We start from the raw sequence: 16,265 nt of genomic DNA on the forward strand, positions 1-16,265 counted from the left end.
GCTCTAACCTTCGGAATATCTTTCCGATGCAATTTACCGCCCGATTTCTTTTACCGAAGGTGACGCATGGTGCGTCGTCCAAGGGCGGGGGAAGTCATGTTGGTCGGACGTATGGATATGGTTGGGGGGCCGTGGCCGTTCCGCAATCGCGCTTCGGAAATCAGCAGCCTTTACGAAAGTATGCTGGAAGGGATGCCGCTGGCGGTGATGCTGTGCGAGCTGAAGGATTTCCGTATCACCTATGTGAACAAGAAATCTTATGATCTGCTGGAACGTATTGCCCATGTGATCAAGATCAAGCCGCAAGAGATTGTCGGCCAGTCCATCGATATCTTCCATAAGAACCCGCAGCATCAGCGCCGGATGCTGGCCGATCCGAAGAACCTGCCTCACCGCGCCCGTATCGCCATTGAAGGCGAGTGGCTGGACCTGAATATCAGTGCGGTGATGGATGCGCGCGGCAATTATGTAGGCCCCATGCTGACCTGGAACGTCATCACCGACCAAGTGAGGGTGGAAAACCAGACCAAGAAGCTGATCGGCATGATCGACCGGATGCCAATCAACGTGATGACCTGCGACCCCAATGATAATTACCGCATCGATTATGCCAACCGGACCAGCATTGAAACGCTGCGCACCCTGGAACAGCATCTGCCGATCAAGGCTGATCAGCTGATCGGCTCCTCCATCGATATTTTCCACAAGCGCCCCACGCATCAGCGCAGCATGTTGGCCGATCCCAAGAATCTGCCCCATGAAACCTTCATCCGGGTGGGGCCGGAGACGCTGCACCTGAAAGTGTCGGCCATGACGGATGCCGCCGGTAAATATATCGGCCCCATGCTGACCTGGTCGGTGGAAACCGCCAACCGGGCTATGGCGGAAAAGGTGAAGGAAGCGGTGACGGCGGTGACCGGCAATGCGGCTGACCTGTCGCAGGCAGCCACCACCCTGAATGAGGCCGCCGGCACCATGCGCGGGCTGGTTGGCGATGCCAGTGTCGCCACCGATGAGGTGGTGCAGGCGATCGGCGCCATTGCCCAGCAGATGCAGCAGGCCTTCAACCTGTCGCAGGGCGCTGTGGAAGATGCCGGCCGGTCGGCGGAAAAGGTGGAACAGCTCTCCGCCGTCACCCAGCGCATCACGGCCATTGTCGATCTGATCCGCTCCATTGCTGGCCAGACCAATCTGCTGGCCCTGAATGCCACCATCGAGGCGGCACGGGCGGGGGAGGCCGGCAAGGGCTTCGCTGTGGTGGCAGGGGAGGTGAAGAGCCTTGCCAGCCAGACGGCCAAGGCGACCGGGGAGATTGAGCTGCAGATCGAACAGATCCAATCCGCCATGGCCGACACGGTGGAATCGATTGGCAAGATCGGCGGCACCACCCGCCGCCTCAGCGGTATTGCCAAGGATGTTTCCGATGCCATGGGTCGGCAGGCCAGCGCCACCCAGCAGGTGAAGGTCGGCATGAGCGGGGTTACCGCCGCCTGCGACCGCAACGGGGTAGCGGTTAAGGCCCTGCTGGAAACCGCAGCGGCCCTGGATGGAACGGCCATCCAACTGGACCAGGAAACCCAGCAGTTCCTGTCCCGCAAACGGGGGTAAGCCGCCTTCAACTTCCCCCGGTGATCACCAGCGATCACCGGGGGAAAGCCTTACAAGGCGTAGCGCAGCGTGGCCGTGCGCCCGCCATCGCTGACGGTCAGGCCGCTGGACATGATGCGCATGATTTCCAGCCCGCGCCCGGATTTGGCCTCCGGGTTGCGGGGATATTGCACGGCGGCCGGGTCATAACCGCCGCCCTGGTCGCTGACCCGGACATGCAGGAAGCCATCGGCGACCCAGGCGTAAAGGTCCACCCGTTTGCGGGCCTTGGCCGGGTCGGCCAGGGTGGTGGTCAGATGCTGGCAGAAGGCATCAAACTCCGCCGGGTCATCCACCAGTGAACTGCCGAGCGCCAGATTGCCATGCAGCACGGCATTGATGATTGCCTCATGCAGGCTCAGTTCCACATCATGGCGCAGGGCGCCGGGCAACATGCCGCGTACCAGCAACCCTTCGCAAAATTGGGCCGCCGTATCCAGCGTCCAGGCCAGCCTTGTGGTCAGGGAGACCAGCAGTTGACCCTGGGCCAGCGCGTCAGCCAGGGCGGCGGTGGGCAGCGTATCCTCGCTATATTCCACCACGGCGGCGCAGCTGCCGCGCAGGGCCGCCCCCAGATCCCCCGCCGCCCCTTCGGGCAACAGCCGGATGGTGGTGGCACTGGCATCGCCGCCGATCGGTATGTTCAGCAGTTGTGCGGCACGGGCCAGTTCCGACTGATCCAGCCCTTCACCCGTGAGCCGATAACCCATGATGCCTCCGCCCGCTCTGCCCGTTCACTTCGACCGGTTGCCCGGCATTTGATCCATCCCCGGTAATATCGGCCATGGCGCAGACCCCGGCAATAAAACCTTCCGCCGGAGGATACTTCGTCAGGGCGCGTGCGTGCAATTCCTCCGGCGAGCGGGCGAAGCCATGAAACATGCGTCCCTCGTTCCAGGGCGGCAGGCCGGCCGCCGCTTCCTGCCGCCCCAGGCTGCCATTGGCGATCATCAGCGACCATAGCCGGTCAAAGCGGCGCCATTCCCGGTCCAGCATCAGGATGGATTGCTTGGGCGCATCGCGCAGCCGGGTCATGCGCGCCTCAGCGGCATTGGTGGCGGCGACCATCTGGGCGATATGGGTTTCCGCCTCCAGAATGGCATTGCGCACATTATCGGCTTCCCGCCGTGCCTGCCGCAATTTGGCGGCCAGCATGTTCTTTTCATCCACCGTGCGCGACAGGCGCCGTTCCACCTTGCGGATCAACCGCAAAACCCGCCGGCCGGACAGGATCAACACAGCGCCGGCAATGGCCAGCACCAGCAGACTGATCATGTTCATCAGGCTGAAAGTCATGGGGAGGTTCCTGTCCAGCGGCTGACGGTGATCAATTCCCGCAGCGTATATCCTTCCTGCGGGGGGTAGGCATTGGCTAGCAACTGGCGGGCCTGATGTTCGCTGGGGGCCCAGACACGAATCTGATTCTGATAGCGCCAGATCACGGGGGCGCTGTCGAAGTCTTTATGCGAGACATCGGCCAGACGTTTATTGTCCAGCTTGGCGACAAACAGCGAATCGCCGATGGCCTGCTGGCCCAGATGGTGCCAGACCTGCACCCGGTCACGTTCCGCCCCGGTCAGCATCACCTCCAGCCGGCTCAACTGTGATTTCAGGCGGAAGCGTTCAGCATTGCGGCGGTCGCGCAGGGCGCCTTGTTCCATGTTCTGGGCCAAGGTCCGCTCCAGCAGCGGGCCGGTCTCCTTGATTTCCCGCAGCACCTTGGCGTGGTCGGCGAACCATTCGTAAATGTCCGGCAAGACCACGCGCAGCAGTTCCAGCACGACGGTCCCCACCAGGCACGCCGCCGCCAGGGACAGGATCACAACATCGGATGCAGCCAGTTCAATTTGCATTCCCACCGTCGCCGTTCCCCCACAGCAGACTTAACGGTTGTATTTGAACATAACCGGCACAGATATCCAAAATTAAGATTTTTTCTCGTGCTTTCAACGTGGCGGGTGGGGTCGTGACAGGCGTCGTCGGCGGGCCTATGCTGCGGCCACCCTCACGCTGACCCTGAAGGATCGTGAACATGGACAAGTCCGTTCTGGACACCGCGTCGCCCAAGGCCATTCTGCTGCGCGATTACGCGCCCCCGGCCTGGTGGATTGATCAGGTGGAACTGGATGTGGACCTGCACGAGGATGGTACGCGCGTGCTGTCCCGGCTTTCCCTTCGCCGCAATACCGGGGTGGCCGCCACCCCGCTGGTGCTGGACGGGCAGGAGATGGAGTTGCTGTCGGTCGCCCTTGATGGCCGCCTGCTCAGCCCCGATGATTATGCGCTGACCCCGGACAGGCTGACCCTGACCGGCCTGCCGGACAATGCCGTGGTGGAGATCGTCACCCGCATCCATCCGGAAAAGAACACCGCCCTGGAAGGGCTTTACAAATCGTCCGGCAATTTCTGCACCCAGTGTGAGGCGGAAGGTTTCCGCAAGATCACCTATTTCCAGGACCGTCCGGACGTGATGGCCCGCTACACAGTGCGGATTGAGGCCGACAAGGCCAGCTATCCGGTGCTGCTGTCCAACGGCAATCTGATCGGTGAGGGGGAGGCGGAGGGCGGCCGCCACTGGGCGCGCTGGGAAGACCCGTGGCCCAAGCCCTGCTACCTGTTCGCCCTGGTGGCCGGCAAGCTGGTGCATATCGAGGATCATTTCGAGACCCGGTCCGGCCGCAACGTTACCCTGCGCATCTATGTGGAGCCGGGGAACGAGGATAAGTGCGGCCACGCCATGGAAAGCCTGAAGAAATCCATGAAGTGGGATGAGGATGTCTATGGTCTGGAATATGACCTGGATATTTTCAACATCGTCGCCGTGGGTGACTTCAACATGGGGGCGATGGAAAACAAGTCGCTCAATATTTTCAACACCAAATATATCCTGGCCCGGCCGGACACCGCCACCGATACGGACTTCTTAGGGATTGAGTCGGTGGTGGCGCATGAATATTTCCATAACTGGACCGGCAACCGTGTCACCTGCCGCGACTGGTTCCAACTGTCGCTGAAAGAAGGGCTGACCGTCTTCCGCGATCAGGAATTCAGCGCCGACATGAATTCCGCCCCGGTGAAGCGCATCCAGGATGTCACCCGCCTGCGGCAGGTGCAGTTTGCCGAAGATGCCGGCCCCACCGCCCACCCGGTGCGGCCCGACAGTTATATTGAGATCAATAACTTCTATACGCCCACCGTGTACGAGAAGGGGGCGGAGGTGCTGCGCATGTACCGTACCCTGCTGGGGGCGGGCGGCTATCGGCGCGGCATCGACCTTTATTTCCAGCGCCATGATGGTCAGGCGGTGACCACCGATGATTTCCTGGCCGCCATGCGCGATGCCAACCCGGATGCGGGCGTGGATTGGGAACAGTTCCGCCGCTGGTATGCCCAGGCCGGCACGCCGGGCATCAGCGGCCATGGTGTCTATGATGCCTCGGCCCGCACCTATACGCTGACGCTGGCCCAGTCGCTGGCCCCCACACCGGGCCAGCCGGAAAAGCTGCCCATGCTGGTGCCGGTGGCGCTGGGCCTGGTCGGGCCGGATGGGGCGGATTTGCCGCTGCGCCTGCAGGGCGAAGCGGCGGCGGTCGGCACATCGCGGGTGCTGTCGCTGAGCGCTGCCGAACAGAGCTTCACCTTTGTGGACGTGCCCGCGCGGCCGGTGCCGTCGCTGTTCCGGGGCTTCTCCGCCCCGGTGAAGCTGGGCTTTGATTACAGCGATGCCGACCTCACCTTCCTGATGGCGCATGACAGCGACGCCTTCAACCGCTGGGAGGCGGGGCAGACGCTGGCATCGCGCCTGCTGCTGTCGCTGGTGGCTGACAATGCCGCCGGGCGCGACATGCTGGTGCCGGACAGCTTCATCGCCGCCATCGGCCAGACCCTGGCGCGCGCCGACGAAGACCCGGCCTTTGCCGCCTTGGCGCTGGCCTTACCGTCGGAAAATTATCTGGGCCAGTTGATGGGGGTGATTGATGTCGATGGCATCCACGCCGCCCGCGAACTGGTGCGGGCCAGCATCGGCAAGGCCCACCGGGCGGCCCTGCTGGCGCTCTACCATGCCTATCGGGAAGGGGAGAGCTTCAACGTTTCGCCCGAGGCCATTGGCCGCCGTGCGGCGCGCAACGCGGCCCTGGCCTATCTGATGGCGGCGGGCGATGCAGAGGGCAAGAAACTGGCGCTGGCCCAGTACCGCAGCGCCACCGGCATGACCGATGTGATCACAGCATTGGCCCTGATCGCCGACAGCGACATGCCGGAACGCGCCGACGCGCTCGCCGCCTTTGCCGAGAAGTGGCAGGGCGAGGCGCTGGTGATGGATAAATGGTTCATGATCCAGGCGGGCAGCAGCCGGCCCGGCGTGCTGGCCGAGGTGAAGGAACTGTTGAACCATCCCGGCTTCAACATCCGCAACCCCAACAAGGTCTATGCGTTGGTGGGCGGTTTCACCGGCAATGCCGTGGCCTTCCATGCGGCGGATGGCTCCGGCTATCAGTTCCTGGCCGACCGGGTGATTGAACTGAACAAGCTGAACCCGCAGGTGGCCAGCCGCATGGCCAAGGCCTTTGCCCGTTGGCGCAAGTACGGGCTGGAGCGTCAGGCCGCCGCCAAGGTGGCGCTGGAGCGGATTGCCCATACGCCGGACCTGTCACCCAACGTGTATGAAATCATCTCCCGCAGCCTGGAAGGGTAAAGGGTAACACCTTTCCTTGTCCTCACTCCCCGGCCAGTGCCTCCATATAGGCGCTGGCCGGGCGCTGGGGCGTGTAATAATAGCCTGATTCCATCCGGGCCTTTTCAGCCTGATGCTGCATCGCGCTCAGCACCGGCAGCGACCAAGCCGCCCCCAGCACCACCACCCACAGGGTGACGATGCCGGCCTTATGTTGAAAAGTCGCACGATCCCGCAGACGCCACCGCATGGTGCCACCTTGTCGCCGTTTTAACCGGCGCCTTCTATTGATCTGATAGGGTCATTATAGGCCGGGGGATTTGCCGGTTTCTTAACGCCGGCATGGCTTTGTCCCGTCGGGAACAGGGCGGAAACGGGGCAAAGGGATAGGCTATCCGTTCAGCCCGTCCGGGAACCTGGATGGGGGGCCGCTGTTGTGGGCAACAACGTCATTTCAGGGAATGCATCATGGGTATTATCGCCACCTTGATCATCGGGCTGCTGGTTGGGATCATCGCCAAGCTGTTGATGCCGGGGCGCGATCCGGGCGGTTTCATCCTCACCACCCTGCTGGGTATTGCCGGCGCCTTTGTGGCCACATATCTGGGCCAATCCATCGGCTTCTATCGGGTGGGGGAGGGGGCCGGCTTTATCGGTGCCGTGGTGGGCGCCATGATCCTGCTGGCGCTTTACCGGGCGGTTGCCGGTGGCCGGCGGGACTAATCGCTTATACCAATCTCCCTGGATCGGTAACGATCCAGGGAGATTTTGTTTTCCCTCAGACGCCGGGCGGGCGCATCCGCGCCCTTGGCTTACGCGCCACGTGGCGCGGGCCGGCAGTCGCCGGCCTCCAAGCCGCCTAAAGGTCAACCTTTAGGCGGCTTGGTATTACTGGGCCTGTTTCAATTTTTCCGCCTGCTGGCGGGAGCGCCATTCCCAGGGTGCTTCCACCCGCCCGGCCCACATGCCCCGCCGGTGGGATGCGGCAATGGCCTCATCCGCCGCATAGGCGGGGGTCAGCGCCCGGTAGGCAAGGGCATAGCCCAGCTGCACCATGGCGCGGCCAATATCCACCCCGCGCACCACACAGGCAGCCAGCTGCGGCGGTTTGCCCTGTTCCTTGCGCGGGGTGCAGGTGACCTCGTCATTATTCAGGATGCGTTCCAGCATCCGGCGCGACAGCTCATAACAATCATATTCCGTGCCCTTCACATTCTTGCATTTCTGGCCGGCATCGGGCGCATCAATGCCATCCAGGCGGAAATCCTGCCCGTCAATGGTGACGATATCACCCTCCTTGGCGGTGCCTTTGCCGACGACGGGGGCCGGTGCCTCGGCCGCTTGCACGGGGAGTGCCAGCGTCAGGAACAGCGTCAGGGTGATACATGCCCGTGCGATCATAACAGCATCCCCACAGGTTCAGCCGCCGGCGGTGCGGGGTCCAGCAGGGCAGGCCCCTCCGCCCGCGCGCCATTGACCAACGGGTTGACCGGCCGCGCCGTCAGCGTGCCGGCGGGGCTGGGCCGCAGCAGGGCGGCATCGTTATCTCCCGCCAGCCAGGCCGCGCGCGCCGCCGCATCGGCCAGCAGCACCGGCTGGCGATGGTGCAAATGGCTGATATCCGGCCCCGCGTCGGTGGTCAGGATGGTGAAGGTGAAAAGCGGGCGGTTGCCTTCCGCCCGATCGCGCCAGATTTCCCACAGGCCCGCCATGGCCAGCGGCGCCCCGTCTGCCCGCGTGATAAACCAGGGCTGGCGCGGCGTGGTGTCCGGCTTCCATTCATAAAAGCCATCGGCCGGCACGATGGCGCGGCGGCGGCGGAAGGCGTCCCGGAAGCTGGGCTTTTCCGCTGCTGTCTCGCTGCGAGCGTTGAACAGCTTGCCCCCGCCGCTGGCATCAGCGGCAAAGCCCGGCACCAGCCCCCAGCGCATGGCGGTCAGGCTGAGCTCACCCGCCGCATTACGCCCGATCACCCCGGCATCGCGCGTGGGCGCGATGTTGTAGGCCGGCACCAGCTGGCGCGGGGGCAGATCATGGCGCAGGCGTGCATCGAAGGCCTCTGCCAGCGCCGCCAGATCCTTCTGCACAAACCGCCCACACATCGCCCTGTCCCCAACTGTAAACCGGCCACCAGCATAGCAGCCGCCCGACAGCGGTGCAAAAGCCACCGGGCAAGGGGCTTGCCTCCCCCCCCGTCGCCGTTATGATCGCACCCGTTTACAGATGGAGCCCCATGATGCTGACCCCTGACCAATTGGCCGCCCTGCTGCCGCCCGTGCGTGAGCTGGCCGTGCAGGCCGCCGCCGCCATCATGGAATTCTATACCGATGATATGGAGACGGAGACCAAGGGCGATGGCAGCCCCGTCACCCGCGCCGACCGCGCCGCCGACGCGGTAATCCTGGCCGGCCTGCGCGCGCTGACCCCGGATATTCCCGTGGTGACGGAGGAAGAGGTGGCGGAAGGCCGCATCCCCGATATCAGCGCCGGCACCTTCTGGCTGGTCGATCCGCTGGACGGCACCAAGGAATTCATCAAGCGCAATGGTGAATTCACGGTGAATATCGCCCTGCTCCTGAATGGGGAGCCGGCCCTGGGCGTGGTGCTGCTGCCGGCCACGGGGGAGCTTTACGCCGCCGCCGGCCCCGGTACGGCCATCCGCAGCCGGCCTTTGGCCAAGGACGAGCCGATTACCGTGCGCCCGGTGCCGGCAGTGGGGTTGACGGTGCTGTCGTCGCGCAGCCATGCCGATAATGCGGCGGTGGATGAGTTCCTGGCCGGCCGCCGTGTCGCCGCCCGGCTGGCCGCCGGCAGCTCGCTGAAATTCTGCCGTGTGGCCGAAGGGGCCGGCGATGTCTATCCCCGTCTGGGCCCCACCTGCGAGTGGGACATCGCCGCTGGCCACGCCGTGCTGCTGGGCGCCGGCGGCACCCTGACCCAGATTGATGGCGAGCCCCTGACCTATGGCAAGGCCCCCCGCTTCCTCAACCCGCATTTCGTCGCCTGGGGTGGGGCGTAATACCGGTTCCCAACGAGTTCTGATCGTCAGGAACCGGTATAAGGCTGGAAATTGGCTCTATGAATAAATCGCGATTACCTTATTCCTGTCAGGCAGCGTGATTAAATAGTGCCACCTCTCTGTTGGGGGGAATGACTTGCTTCATTCGCGTGTGTTCCTCCTGACTTGGGGTATCCTGTGTATCTGCGCTGCGGCTCAGACAGCGCAGGCTGTCGCTCAGCCCGTCTCGACAACGGAGGTCGGGCATAATATCTCCGGTTCCGACTTATCTGTCGCGGATTGGCGGAAACGGGCGACGGTTGATCTGGCTGCCTTTGCCGATGCGCTGCGGGAGAACTACATCTACGCCGCCTATCCGGATCCGGAGCGCTGGCGGGCGTGGTTTGGGCGCACGCTCAAGCTGGTGGAGGCTGAACTTCCGCTGGTCCAGGATGAAGCCGGCTATCAGGCTGTGATGCGGCATCTGGTTGCCAGCTTTCAAGATGCGCATGTCAATGTCCGCTTCAATGCGTCATCGCCGATCCCGTCGAACTGGCCCGGCTTCCTTGCCCGGTTCGATAATGGTGCCTACAGCATTACGGCGTCGCGGCAGGCCCATATCGCCGACGGGGCCCAGGTGTCGGCCTGCGATGGCAAGCCGATATCATGGTGGACCGGGGTTATCGCACAATATGAAATTGGTCTCCCCGACACGCTGGACGAGGTCCGCAACGAAGCGGCGTTGCGCCTTTTTGTCGATCGGGGCAGTCCGCTGAGGCCGCGACCCGCACAATGTGTGATCGGGGGCCAATCGGTAATGCTGAATTGGGTCCCGGCACCAATGGCGGAAATCAATCCGGTTATCCGGTCATGGTCGGGATCGCGCACGCCCGAGGTGAGCACGCGATTGATCGGCAAAGATGGCGCCTGGGTGAGGCTCGGTTACTTTCAGCCGAACAGCATGGCGCAGGCCGAAGCATTCCACGCAGCGATTCACGCTGCGCCGTCACTTCGGGCCAAGCGTTTCATCGTCTTGGATGTGCGGGGCAATGGCGGTGGACCCTATAAATGGTTCATGGCCTATCTGCGGGGGCTCTACGGCGAAGCCTATGCCGACCATTATGCCACGGCGCGGCTGCATATTCGCGGCGTCTTCCGCCTGTCTCCGGCCTATCTGAAGCAGGAGGAGGATGATGGATCACAGGCGAGCGACTTCAAGGAGCCGCCCGACCCGCCACACGAAATCAACAATGCCGTTGACAGCAGGCGCCAGGCAGAGGCGGTTGCCGCAGGTGAAACGATTTTCCGCACAACGCCAATTCCCCTCCCGCACAACGGCACAGCACCGGCGAACCCGGTCCGCGCCCACGTTTACGTTCTCACAGATTATGGCTGCGGTAGCGCCTGCATTTCGTTTGTCGACGAGTTGAAACGATTTCCGGGCGTACAGCAGATCGGGCTACCGACATCGGTGGACAGCCGGTCTGGCACCGCTGTCCAGATCAATTTGCCGAGTGGGCGGGCGACCGCCATGATCGCAACCATGACGCGAGATGGACGCATTCGCGACGACAATGAACCCCAGCTACCCTCGATCAGGTTTACCGGCGACATTCGCGACGATAAAGCAGTGGAGACTTGGTTCCTCCGTGAGGTGTTCGCTGGCAACTGAATGGGGAACCCATTCGCCATCCGAACTGGCCAGAACGGCCCTTCTTCATGTGATCCGCCTTTTCCGGGGATCAGGTCACCTGGAGAATGAACCGGCTTTATAGCTGGCCTCCAAGGGGCATGTCACCTGCCCCTTGTTGTTAAAGCCCCAATCCCGCTTCGCCAGCGTCTTTTGCGGTTGCAGCTCACTTAAGCGCAGGTCAGAGACACCGCGCCGGTGACGCTGCCCCTTTGAAAAGTTTGGTGGGCCCGGAGGGACTCGAACCCCCAACCAGACCGTTATGAGCGGTCGGCTCTAACCATTGAGCTACAGGCCCACGCAAGGACCGCAATTTGCACAAAACATTCGACGAAATCAACAGCTGCAGTGTGGGTGAGTAACATATCTCTTGGCGCGCTATTTCTCCGCCCGACCCTCCACCGCATCGGACAGGGCATAGCCCGCCCCCCGGATGGTGGTGATGATCAGGCCGCCGCCCTGGGGCAGGTCCAGTTTGCGGCGCAGGCGGCCGATCAGCGTGTCCACCGTGTGCGCCGTCACCGAACGCGGGTCGCGGTTGCTGATCACATCCAGCAGGAAATCCCGGTCCAAGGGCTGCGGCCGGGCCGCCGCCAGGGCCGCCAGGATGTTGAATTCGCCCGTCGTCAGCGGCAGCAGGCTGCCGTCCGGGCGGAACAGTTCGCGCCGGATCGGGTCCAGGTTCCAGCCATCAATCTCCACCAGCGCCACCGCTTTGGCATCGCGCAGGCGGCGCACATTATTGATGCGGGCGATCAGCTCCCGCACCGAGACCGGCTTGGTCAGATAATCATCGCCGGCCTTTTCCAGCGCCAGGACACGATCCTCTTCCGCATCGCGGGCGGTGACAAAGATCAGCCCGGCCTTCTCACGCAGGCGCAACTCCACCGCCGCCGCCAAGCCATCGCCATCGGGCAGGTTGATATCCAGCAGGATGACATCGGCCTTGGCCCACGGCAGGCAGCGGCGCAGATCGGCCAGATTGCGCGCCCGCACCACGGCAAAACCCTGATCCTCCAGCGCGCCGGCGATCAGTTCCAGCATTTCCGGCGCATCCTCCACCACCAGGATGGTCGCGGACTTGTTCATGTCGGGGCTCCGTCCGGTTCCAGCACGCGGGTGATCTGGATCAGCAGCTTTTCTACCAGCAAAATCAAGGCGAAATCATCTGTCGCCATGCCATCGGCCAGGGCCGTTTCCAGCGCACCGGCGGCAATTGACAGGTCGCCATGGCCGAAACTGGCGGCCGAACCGCGCAGCCGGTGGGCGCTGGCGGCCAGGGACGCGCTGTCACCCTGTAACAAGGCGGCCCGCAGGCGCTTTTTCTGTTCCCGGCACGCCTCCATAAACAGGCCCTGGGCGGTGCCGGTGCGGCTGGGCGGTTCCCGCGCGGGGGCGGCGGGCAAGGGGCTGGCGGCCGGGGCATAGCGGTGCAGCATGGCATAAAGCCGGTCGGGTTCCAGCGGCTTGGCCAGCATCTCATCCATGCCGGCTTCCAGGTAGCGCGCCTCGTCCAGCGGGCTGGCATTGGCGGTGACGGCAATGATGGGCAGCAGGGCCAGATCGGGATCGGGCAGGGCCCTTACCCGGCGCGTCGCCTCCACCCCATCCACGCTGCGCAGGCGGATATCCATCAGCACCAGATCGAACTGGTCGCGAGCCAGTGCCGCGCAGACCTCTCCGCCATCCTCCACCACCGTGACACGGTGGCCATGTGGTTCCAGCAGACCGCGCAGCAGCGCCTGGTTTTCCGCCGCATCATCCACCACCAGAATGGAGAGCGGCACCAGCGGCGGCGCGACCGGTACGGGGGCCGGCGGTTGCAGGGGCTGCGTGGGCCGGGCGGGGAAGCGGAAGCCGAACAGGGCCCCGCCGCCCGGCCGGTCGGCCACCGTCACCACCCCGCCCATGGCATCAGCCAGCCGCCGCACGATGGACAGGCCCAGCCCGGCCCCATCGGCCCGATCCGAGGCGCCATATTGGCGGAACGGTTCGAAGATCAACTGCTTGGCCGCATCGGGGATGCCAGGGCCGCGATCCGCCACGCTGAGCACCAGCTCATCGCGCCCATCGGGCAGGGGCTGGCTGTGCAGCCCCACCTCCACCGCACCGGCGGGGGCATATTTGATGGCGTTGGAGAGCAGGTTGATCAGCACCTGCTGCACCCGCAGCCCGTCGGCCACATGGGCGGGGGCCAGGGCACCGATATCCAGCAGGATGGCCAAGCCCTTTTCATCCGCGGCCGGGCGCATCAGGGCCGCCACCTCATCCAGCAGGCGCGGCAGGTCCACCGGGGCGGGTTTCAGGCCGATGCCATCGGCTTCAAACCGCGACAGGTTCAGCGCATCATCCAGCAGATGCACCAGCCGCCGCCCGGCGGCCAGCATGATATCCAGCCGCCTTTCCTGGTCGGGCCGGGGGCTGTCGCGGTGCAGCAGCCCGGCCATGCCCATGATGGCGTTCATCGGCGTGCGGATCTCATGGCTCATCATCGCCAGGAAATCGGCCTTGGCGGAGGCGGTCAGCTCTGCCTGGCGCTTGGCTTCGGCCAGTTCCCGGTTGCTGGCCTGTTCGCGCAGCACATTCAGGAACTGTTCGCGCCGCATCCGGTTGGAACTGGCCCGCAGCACCCCGCCGACGCAAAAGGCCACGATGGTCAGGGCCACGATGATCAGCAGATCAATCGGCGGTTTGGGTTGCTGGCCCAGCACCCCCCACCAGAGCAGGCTGACCCCCGCCCCATAGGCCGTGATGGCCATGGCCGGCATGAAAGCGCCGGGCAGGCTGGCCGACAGGCCGATGGCGATCAGCGGGAAGAAGGCCCCGCCGTGCACCTGCAGCGTCGGGTGATCAAAGACCAGCGCATTCAGGCTGAAGAAGACGAACAGGTTCAGGAAGGTGACGGCCGGCAGTCGTGCCGGCCGGGCCCGCGCCATGGCCAGCAGCGACAGGATGCACCAGAGCAGGATCAGGCCCCGGATGGAAAGGAACCAGCCCAGCCGATGGGGATCGACGGTCAGGAAATCCAACGGGGCGAACAGCAGGCTGGTCAGGGTGGCGGCAATGACGCAGACATGCGCCATGTTGAAATCCAGGCGCTGGTTGCGCAGGGCGAATGCTGCTTCCTGGTCCGTGTCGGTGAATTCACCGGTCCAGCGGAACTGGCTTTGTCCTGTAGGTCGCTTCACGAATGATCCTGCCCCGGGGCGCTGCGCTGCAAGGGGCCATCATGGCGCAGGACCAGGGGTAATTGCCAGTCACGCCATGCAATTACCGGCCGTCGCGGTCTGTGCAGGGCGGGAAAGGGGGCCGATGTCGATCTTTCAAGGCACACGCACCGGGGCCGGATTCGCCATCTCGCCGCGCGCTGCCCAATCATCGCGCAGCATCGCATAGAGCAGATGGTCGGCCCATTTGCCATCAATGCGCAGATAGGCCCGCGCATAGCCTTCGCGGGTGAAGCCGACCTTTTCCAGCAGGCCGCTGCTGGGAATATTGCTGGGCAGGCAGGCGGCTTCCACCCGGTGCAGCCCCAGCTGCCCGAAGGCGAAGGACAGCATCAGCCGGGCGCCCTCTGAGATGTAGCCATGGCGGGCATAAGGCTTGCCAGCCCAATAGCCCATGGTGCCCATCTGGGCCACGCCCCGGCGCACATTGGTCAGGCCGATGCCGCCCACCACCTCGTCCCCCGATTGGGTGAAGACCAGGAAGCTATAGGCCTCATCATCGCGCCATTCGCCGGCCTGCCGTCGCAGGCGGCGGCTGAAGGCTTCGCGGGTCAGGGCATCGGGCGGCCAGGTTGGTTCCCATGGCACCAGGAAATCCCGGCTGGCCTCCCGCAACTCCGCCCAGGGGCGCCAGTCTTTGGGCTGGGCCGGGCGGATATAGACACGGGCGCCATCCACGCGCAGTGCCGGGGGGCTCAATAACCCATCGGGGATCAATCTGATCAACGAAGCCGCCCCCCCTTTGCTGTTCTTATTATTGTTATCGGCTCAGGCCACCAGACGCCCGGCCACGTCGTCATAGCTCTCCAGCCCCTCCAGCGGACCCAGGGCCGTCAGGGTGGGTTTGCTGGCGAAGATACGGTCGGCGCAGGCGGCGATGGCGTCGATATCCACCGCATCCAGCCGTGCCACCGTTTCGGCGGGCGGGATGTAGCGGCCATGCGACAGCATCTGTGATCCCAGCTGTTCGGCCCGGTTGGTGGTGCTTTCCAGCCCCATCAGCTGGCTGGCCTTCAACTGGGCGCGGGCGCGCGACACCTCTTCCTGGGTCAGGCTGCGCGCCAGCCGGCGCACCTCCTCGCACACCACCGGCACCAGCTCGCCCGTGCTTTCCGGGCCGGTGCCGGCATAGATGGCGAAGACGCCGGTATCGGCCATCGACCAGTTGAAGCTGTGGATGGAATAGACCAGCCCGCGCTTTTCCCGCACCTCCTGGAACAGGCGGGACGACATGCCGCCGCCCAGCAGGGTGGACAGCATCAAGGTCGCATAAAGATCGGGATCGGTGTTGGACAGGCCCTGGAAGCCCAGCAGCAGATGCACCTGTTCCAGATCGCGCTCTTCCCGGAACTCCCCACCCTGATACAGGGCCTGTTCGGCCTTGGTGGCGTCGCCCGTCGGCAGGTCGGTGAACAGGCGGGCGGCCAGTTCCACCACCTGTTCATGGGTCACATTGCCGGCGGCGGCGACCACCATGTTGGCCGGGACGTAGCGTCCGTGCACATAATCTACCAGGGAGGTGCGCGGCAGGGAACCGACAATATCCGCCGTGCCCAGCACCGGGCGGCCCAGCCGCTGGCCGGGGAAGGCGGTGGCCAGGAAATGGTCATAGACGATATCGTCGGGCGTATCTTCCGCCTGACCGATTTCCTGAATGATGACCTGGCGTTCCTTGTCCAGTTCCCCCTCATCGAACAGCGGGTGCTGTACCATGTCGGCCAGGATGCCCATGGCCAGCCCCAGATCCTCCTTCAGCACCTTGGCGTAATAGGTGGTCTGTTCGCGGCTGGTATAGGCGTTCAGGTGCCCGCCGACATTCTCGATCTCCGCCGAAATGGCGAAGGCGTCGCGCGTCGGCGTGCCCTTGAACAGCATATGTTCCACCACATGGGCCACGCCATTGGCGGCCAGCGGTTCATGCCGGCTGCCGACGCCGAACCACACGCCGACCGTCACGGTCTCCACATGCGGCATGGTGTCGGTCATGACCCGCAGCCCGTTGGGCAGGGTGGTCAGGCGGATATTGTC

Annotated in this window: 15 protein-coding genes and 1 tRNA gene; 5 read left to right on the top strand and 11 right to left on the bottom strand. The window is 64.1% G+C overall.

What is annotated here, in order from left to right; translation table 11 throughout:
• Positions 1-96: 96 nt before the first annotated feature.
• Complete coding sequence (locus CHB97_RS02350) at positions 97-1,608, top strand: methyl-accepting chemotaxis protein (RefSeq protein ID WP_160105489.1); 1,512 nt, start codon at positions 97-99, stop codon at positions 1,606-1,608.
• Positions 1,609-1,658: 50 nt separating this feature from the next.
• On the opposite strand, the gene CHB97_RS02355 is transcribed toward CHB97_RS02350, so the two are convergent.
• From CHB97_RS02355 to CHB97_RS02365, 3 genes are read right to left on the bottom strand one after another with little or no spacing between them, the layout of a single operon-like run.
• Entirely contained in the window at positions 1,659-2,357 is a 699-nt protein-coding gene (locus tag CHB97_RS02355) for an ATP-binding protein (protein WP_089286318.1), read from the bottom strand.
• Positions 2,335-2,943 (bottom strand): hypothetical protein, encoded by a 609-nt coding sequence (locus CHB97_RS02360; RefSeq protein WP_089286319.1) that lies wholly within the window; start codon positions 2,941-2,943, stop codon positions 2,335-2,337. The genes CHB97_RS02355 and CHB97_RS02360 overlap by 23 nt, the downstream gene beginning before the upstream one ends.
• Complete coding sequence (locus CHB97_RS02365) at positions 2,940-3,506, bottom strand: hypothetical protein (RefSeq protein ID WP_143270672.1); 567 nt, start codon at positions 3,504-3,506, stop codon at positions 2,940-2,942. Before CHB97_RS02365 ends, CHB97_RS02360 begins: the two co-directional genes overlap by 4 nt.
• Before the next feature lie 173 nt (positions 3,507-3,679).
• Between CHB97_RS02365 and pepN the strand changes: the two genes are divergently transcribed.
• Positions 3,680-6,343 carry an aminopeptidase N gene (gene pepN / locus CHB97_RS02370; RefSeq protein WP_089286321.1) on the top strand — a complete coding sequence of 888 codons (2,664 nt, stop codon included), beginning with the start codon at positions 3,680-3,682 and terminating at the stop codon, positions 6,341-6,343.
• A gap of 22 nt (positions 6,344-6,365) precedes the next feature.
• On the opposite strand, the gene CHB97_RS02375 is transcribed toward pepN, so the two are convergent.
• Positions 6,366-6,572 carry a hypothetical protein gene (locus CHB97_RS02375; RefSeq protein WP_089286322.1) on the bottom strand — a complete coding sequence of 69 codons (207 nt, stop codon included), beginning with the start codon at positions 6,570-6,572 and terminating at the stop codon, positions 6,366-6,368.
• 218 nt (positions 6,573-6,790) lie between these two features.
• On the opposite strand from CHB97_RS02375, the gene CHB97_RS02380 reads away from it, so the two are divergent.
• Positions 6,791-7,045 (top strand): GlsB/YeaQ/YmgE family stress response membrane protein, encoded by a 255-nt coding sequence (locus CHB97_RS02380; RefSeq protein WP_089286323.1) that lies wholly within the window; start codon positions 6,791-6,793, stop codon positions 7,043-7,045.
• 165 nt (positions 7,046-7,210) lie between these two features.
• Here the strand turns inward: CHB97_RS02380 and CHB97_RS02385 are convergent, their stop codons facing one another.
• Both CHB97_RS02385 and CHB97_RS02390 read right to left on the bottom strand, forming a co-directional pair.
• The gene (locus tag CHB97_RS02385) at positions 7,211-7,723 is read right to left on the bottom strand and encodes a thermonuclease family protein (protein ID WP_089286324.1); all 513 of its coding nucleotides are present in this window, start codon (positions 7,721-7,723) and stop codon (positions 7,211-7,213) included.
• Positions 7,720-8,424 carry an SOS response-associated peptidase gene (locus tag CHB97_RS02390; protein WP_089286325.1) on the bottom strand — a complete coding sequence of 235 codons (705 nt, stop codon included), beginning with the start codon at positions 8,422-8,424 and terminating at the stop codon, positions 7,720-7,722. The genes CHB97_RS02385 and CHB97_RS02390 overlap by 4 nt, the downstream gene beginning before the upstream one ends.
• A gap of 134 nt (positions 8,425-8,558) precedes the next feature.
• Between CHB97_RS02390 and cysQ the strand changes: the two genes are divergently transcribed.
• Both cysQ and CHB97_RS02400 read left to right on the top strand, forming a co-directional pair.
• Positions 8,559-9,341, top strand: coding sequence for a 3'(2'),5'-bisphosphate nucleotidase CysQ (gene cysQ / locus CHB97_RS02395; protein WP_089286858.1), 783 nt, complete (start codon positions 8,559-8,561; stop codon positions 9,339-9,341).
• 136 nt (positions 9,342-9,477) lie between these two features.
• Positions 9,478-10,992: a hypothetical protein gene (locus CHB97_RS02400; RefSeq protein WP_089286326.1), complete on the top strand. Its 1,515-nt coding sequence runs from the start codon at positions 9,478-9,480 to the stop codon at positions 10,990-10,992.
• 240 nt (positions 10,993-11,232) lie between these two features.
• Here the strand turns inward: CHB97_RS02400 and CHB97_RS02405 are convergent.
• From CHB97_RS02405 to CHB97_RS02425, 5 genes are all read right to left on the bottom strand, one after another.
• Positions 11,233-11,308: transfer RNA gene (locus CHB97_RS02405), tRNA-Ile, on the bottom strand.
• A gap of 80 nt (positions 11,309-11,388) precedes the next feature.
• Positions 11,389-12,099: a response regulator transcription factor gene (locus CHB97_RS02410; protein WP_089286327.1), complete on the bottom strand. Its 711-nt coding sequence runs from the start codon at positions 12,097-12,099 to the stop codon at positions 11,389-11,391.
• Entirely contained in the window at positions 12,096-14,198 is a 2,103-nt protein-coding gene (locus tag CHB97_RS02415; RefSeq protein ID WP_089286328.1) for an ATP-binding protein, read from the bottom strand. Before CHB97_RS02415 ends, CHB97_RS02410 begins: the two co-directional genes overlap by 4 nt.
• Before the next feature lie 135 nt (positions 14,199-14,333).
• On the bottom strand, positions 14,334-14,963 hold the full coding sequence (locus tag CHB97_RS02420) for a GNAT family N-acetyltransferase (RefSeq protein ID WP_089286329.1): 630 nt from the start codon (positions 14,961-14,963) through the stop codon (positions 14,334-14,336).
• Between the two features lie 42 nt (positions 14,964-15,005).
• A complete protein-coding gene (locus CHB97_RS02425; RefSeq protein WP_089286859.1) occupies positions 15,006-16,223 on the bottom strand; it encodes a pitrilysin family protein in 1,218 nt (405 codons plus the stop codon).
• Positions 16,224-16,265: the final 42 nt, after the last annotated feature.

This window comes from Azospirillum sp. RU38E, assembly GCF_900188385.1.
Taxonomy (GTDB): domain Bacteria; phylum Pseudomonadota; class Alphaproteobacteria; order Azospirillales; family Azospirillaceae; genus Niveispirillum.

Bases quoted from the DNA above. Each gene is read 5' to 3' on its own strand.
- CHB97_RS02380 (WP_089286323.1), top strand. From the start codon at position 6,791: ATGGGTATTATCGCCACCTTGATCATCGGGCTGCTGGTTGGGATCATC.
- CHB97_RS02355 (WP_089286318.1), bottom strand. From the start codon at position 2,357: ATGGGTTATCGGCTCACGGGTGAAGGGCTGGATCAGTCGGAACTGGCC.
- CHB97_RS02410 (WP_089286327.1), bottom strand. From the start codon at position 12,099: ATGAACAAGTCCGCGACCATCCTGGTGGTGGAGGATGCGCCGGAAATG.
- CHB97_RS02425 (WP_089286859.1), bottom strand. From the start codon at position 16,223: ATGACCGACACCATGCCGCATGTGGAGACCGTGACGGTCGGCGTGTGG.
- CHB97_RS02360 (WP_089286319.1), bottom strand. From the start codon at position 2,943: ATGACTTTCAGCCTGATGAACATGATCAGTCTGCTGGTGCTGGCCATT.
- pepN (WP_089286321.1), top strand. From the start codon at position 3,680: ATGGACAAGTCCGTTCTGGACACCGCGTCGCCCAAGGCCATTCTGCTG.
- CHB97_RS02390 (WP_089286325.1), bottom strand. From the start codon at position 8,424: ATGTGTGGGCGGTTTGTGCAGAAGGATCTGGCGGCGCTGGCAGAGGCC.
- cysQ (WP_089286858.1), top strand. From the start codon at position 8,559: ATGCTGACCCCTGACCAATTGGCCGCCCTGCTGCCGCCCGTGCGTGAG.
- CHB97_RS02385 (WP_089286324.1), bottom strand. From the start codon at position 7,723: ATGATCGCACGGGCATGTATCACCCTGACGCTGTTCCTGACGCTGGCA.
- CHB97_RS02350 (WP_160105489.1), top strand. From the start codon at position 97: ATGTTGGTCGGACGTATGGATATGGTTGGGGGGCCGTGGCCGTTCCGC.
- CHB97_RS02375 (WP_089286322.1), bottom strand. From the start codon at position 6,572: ATGCGGTGGCGTCTGCGGGATCGTGCGACTTTTCAACATAAGGCCGGC.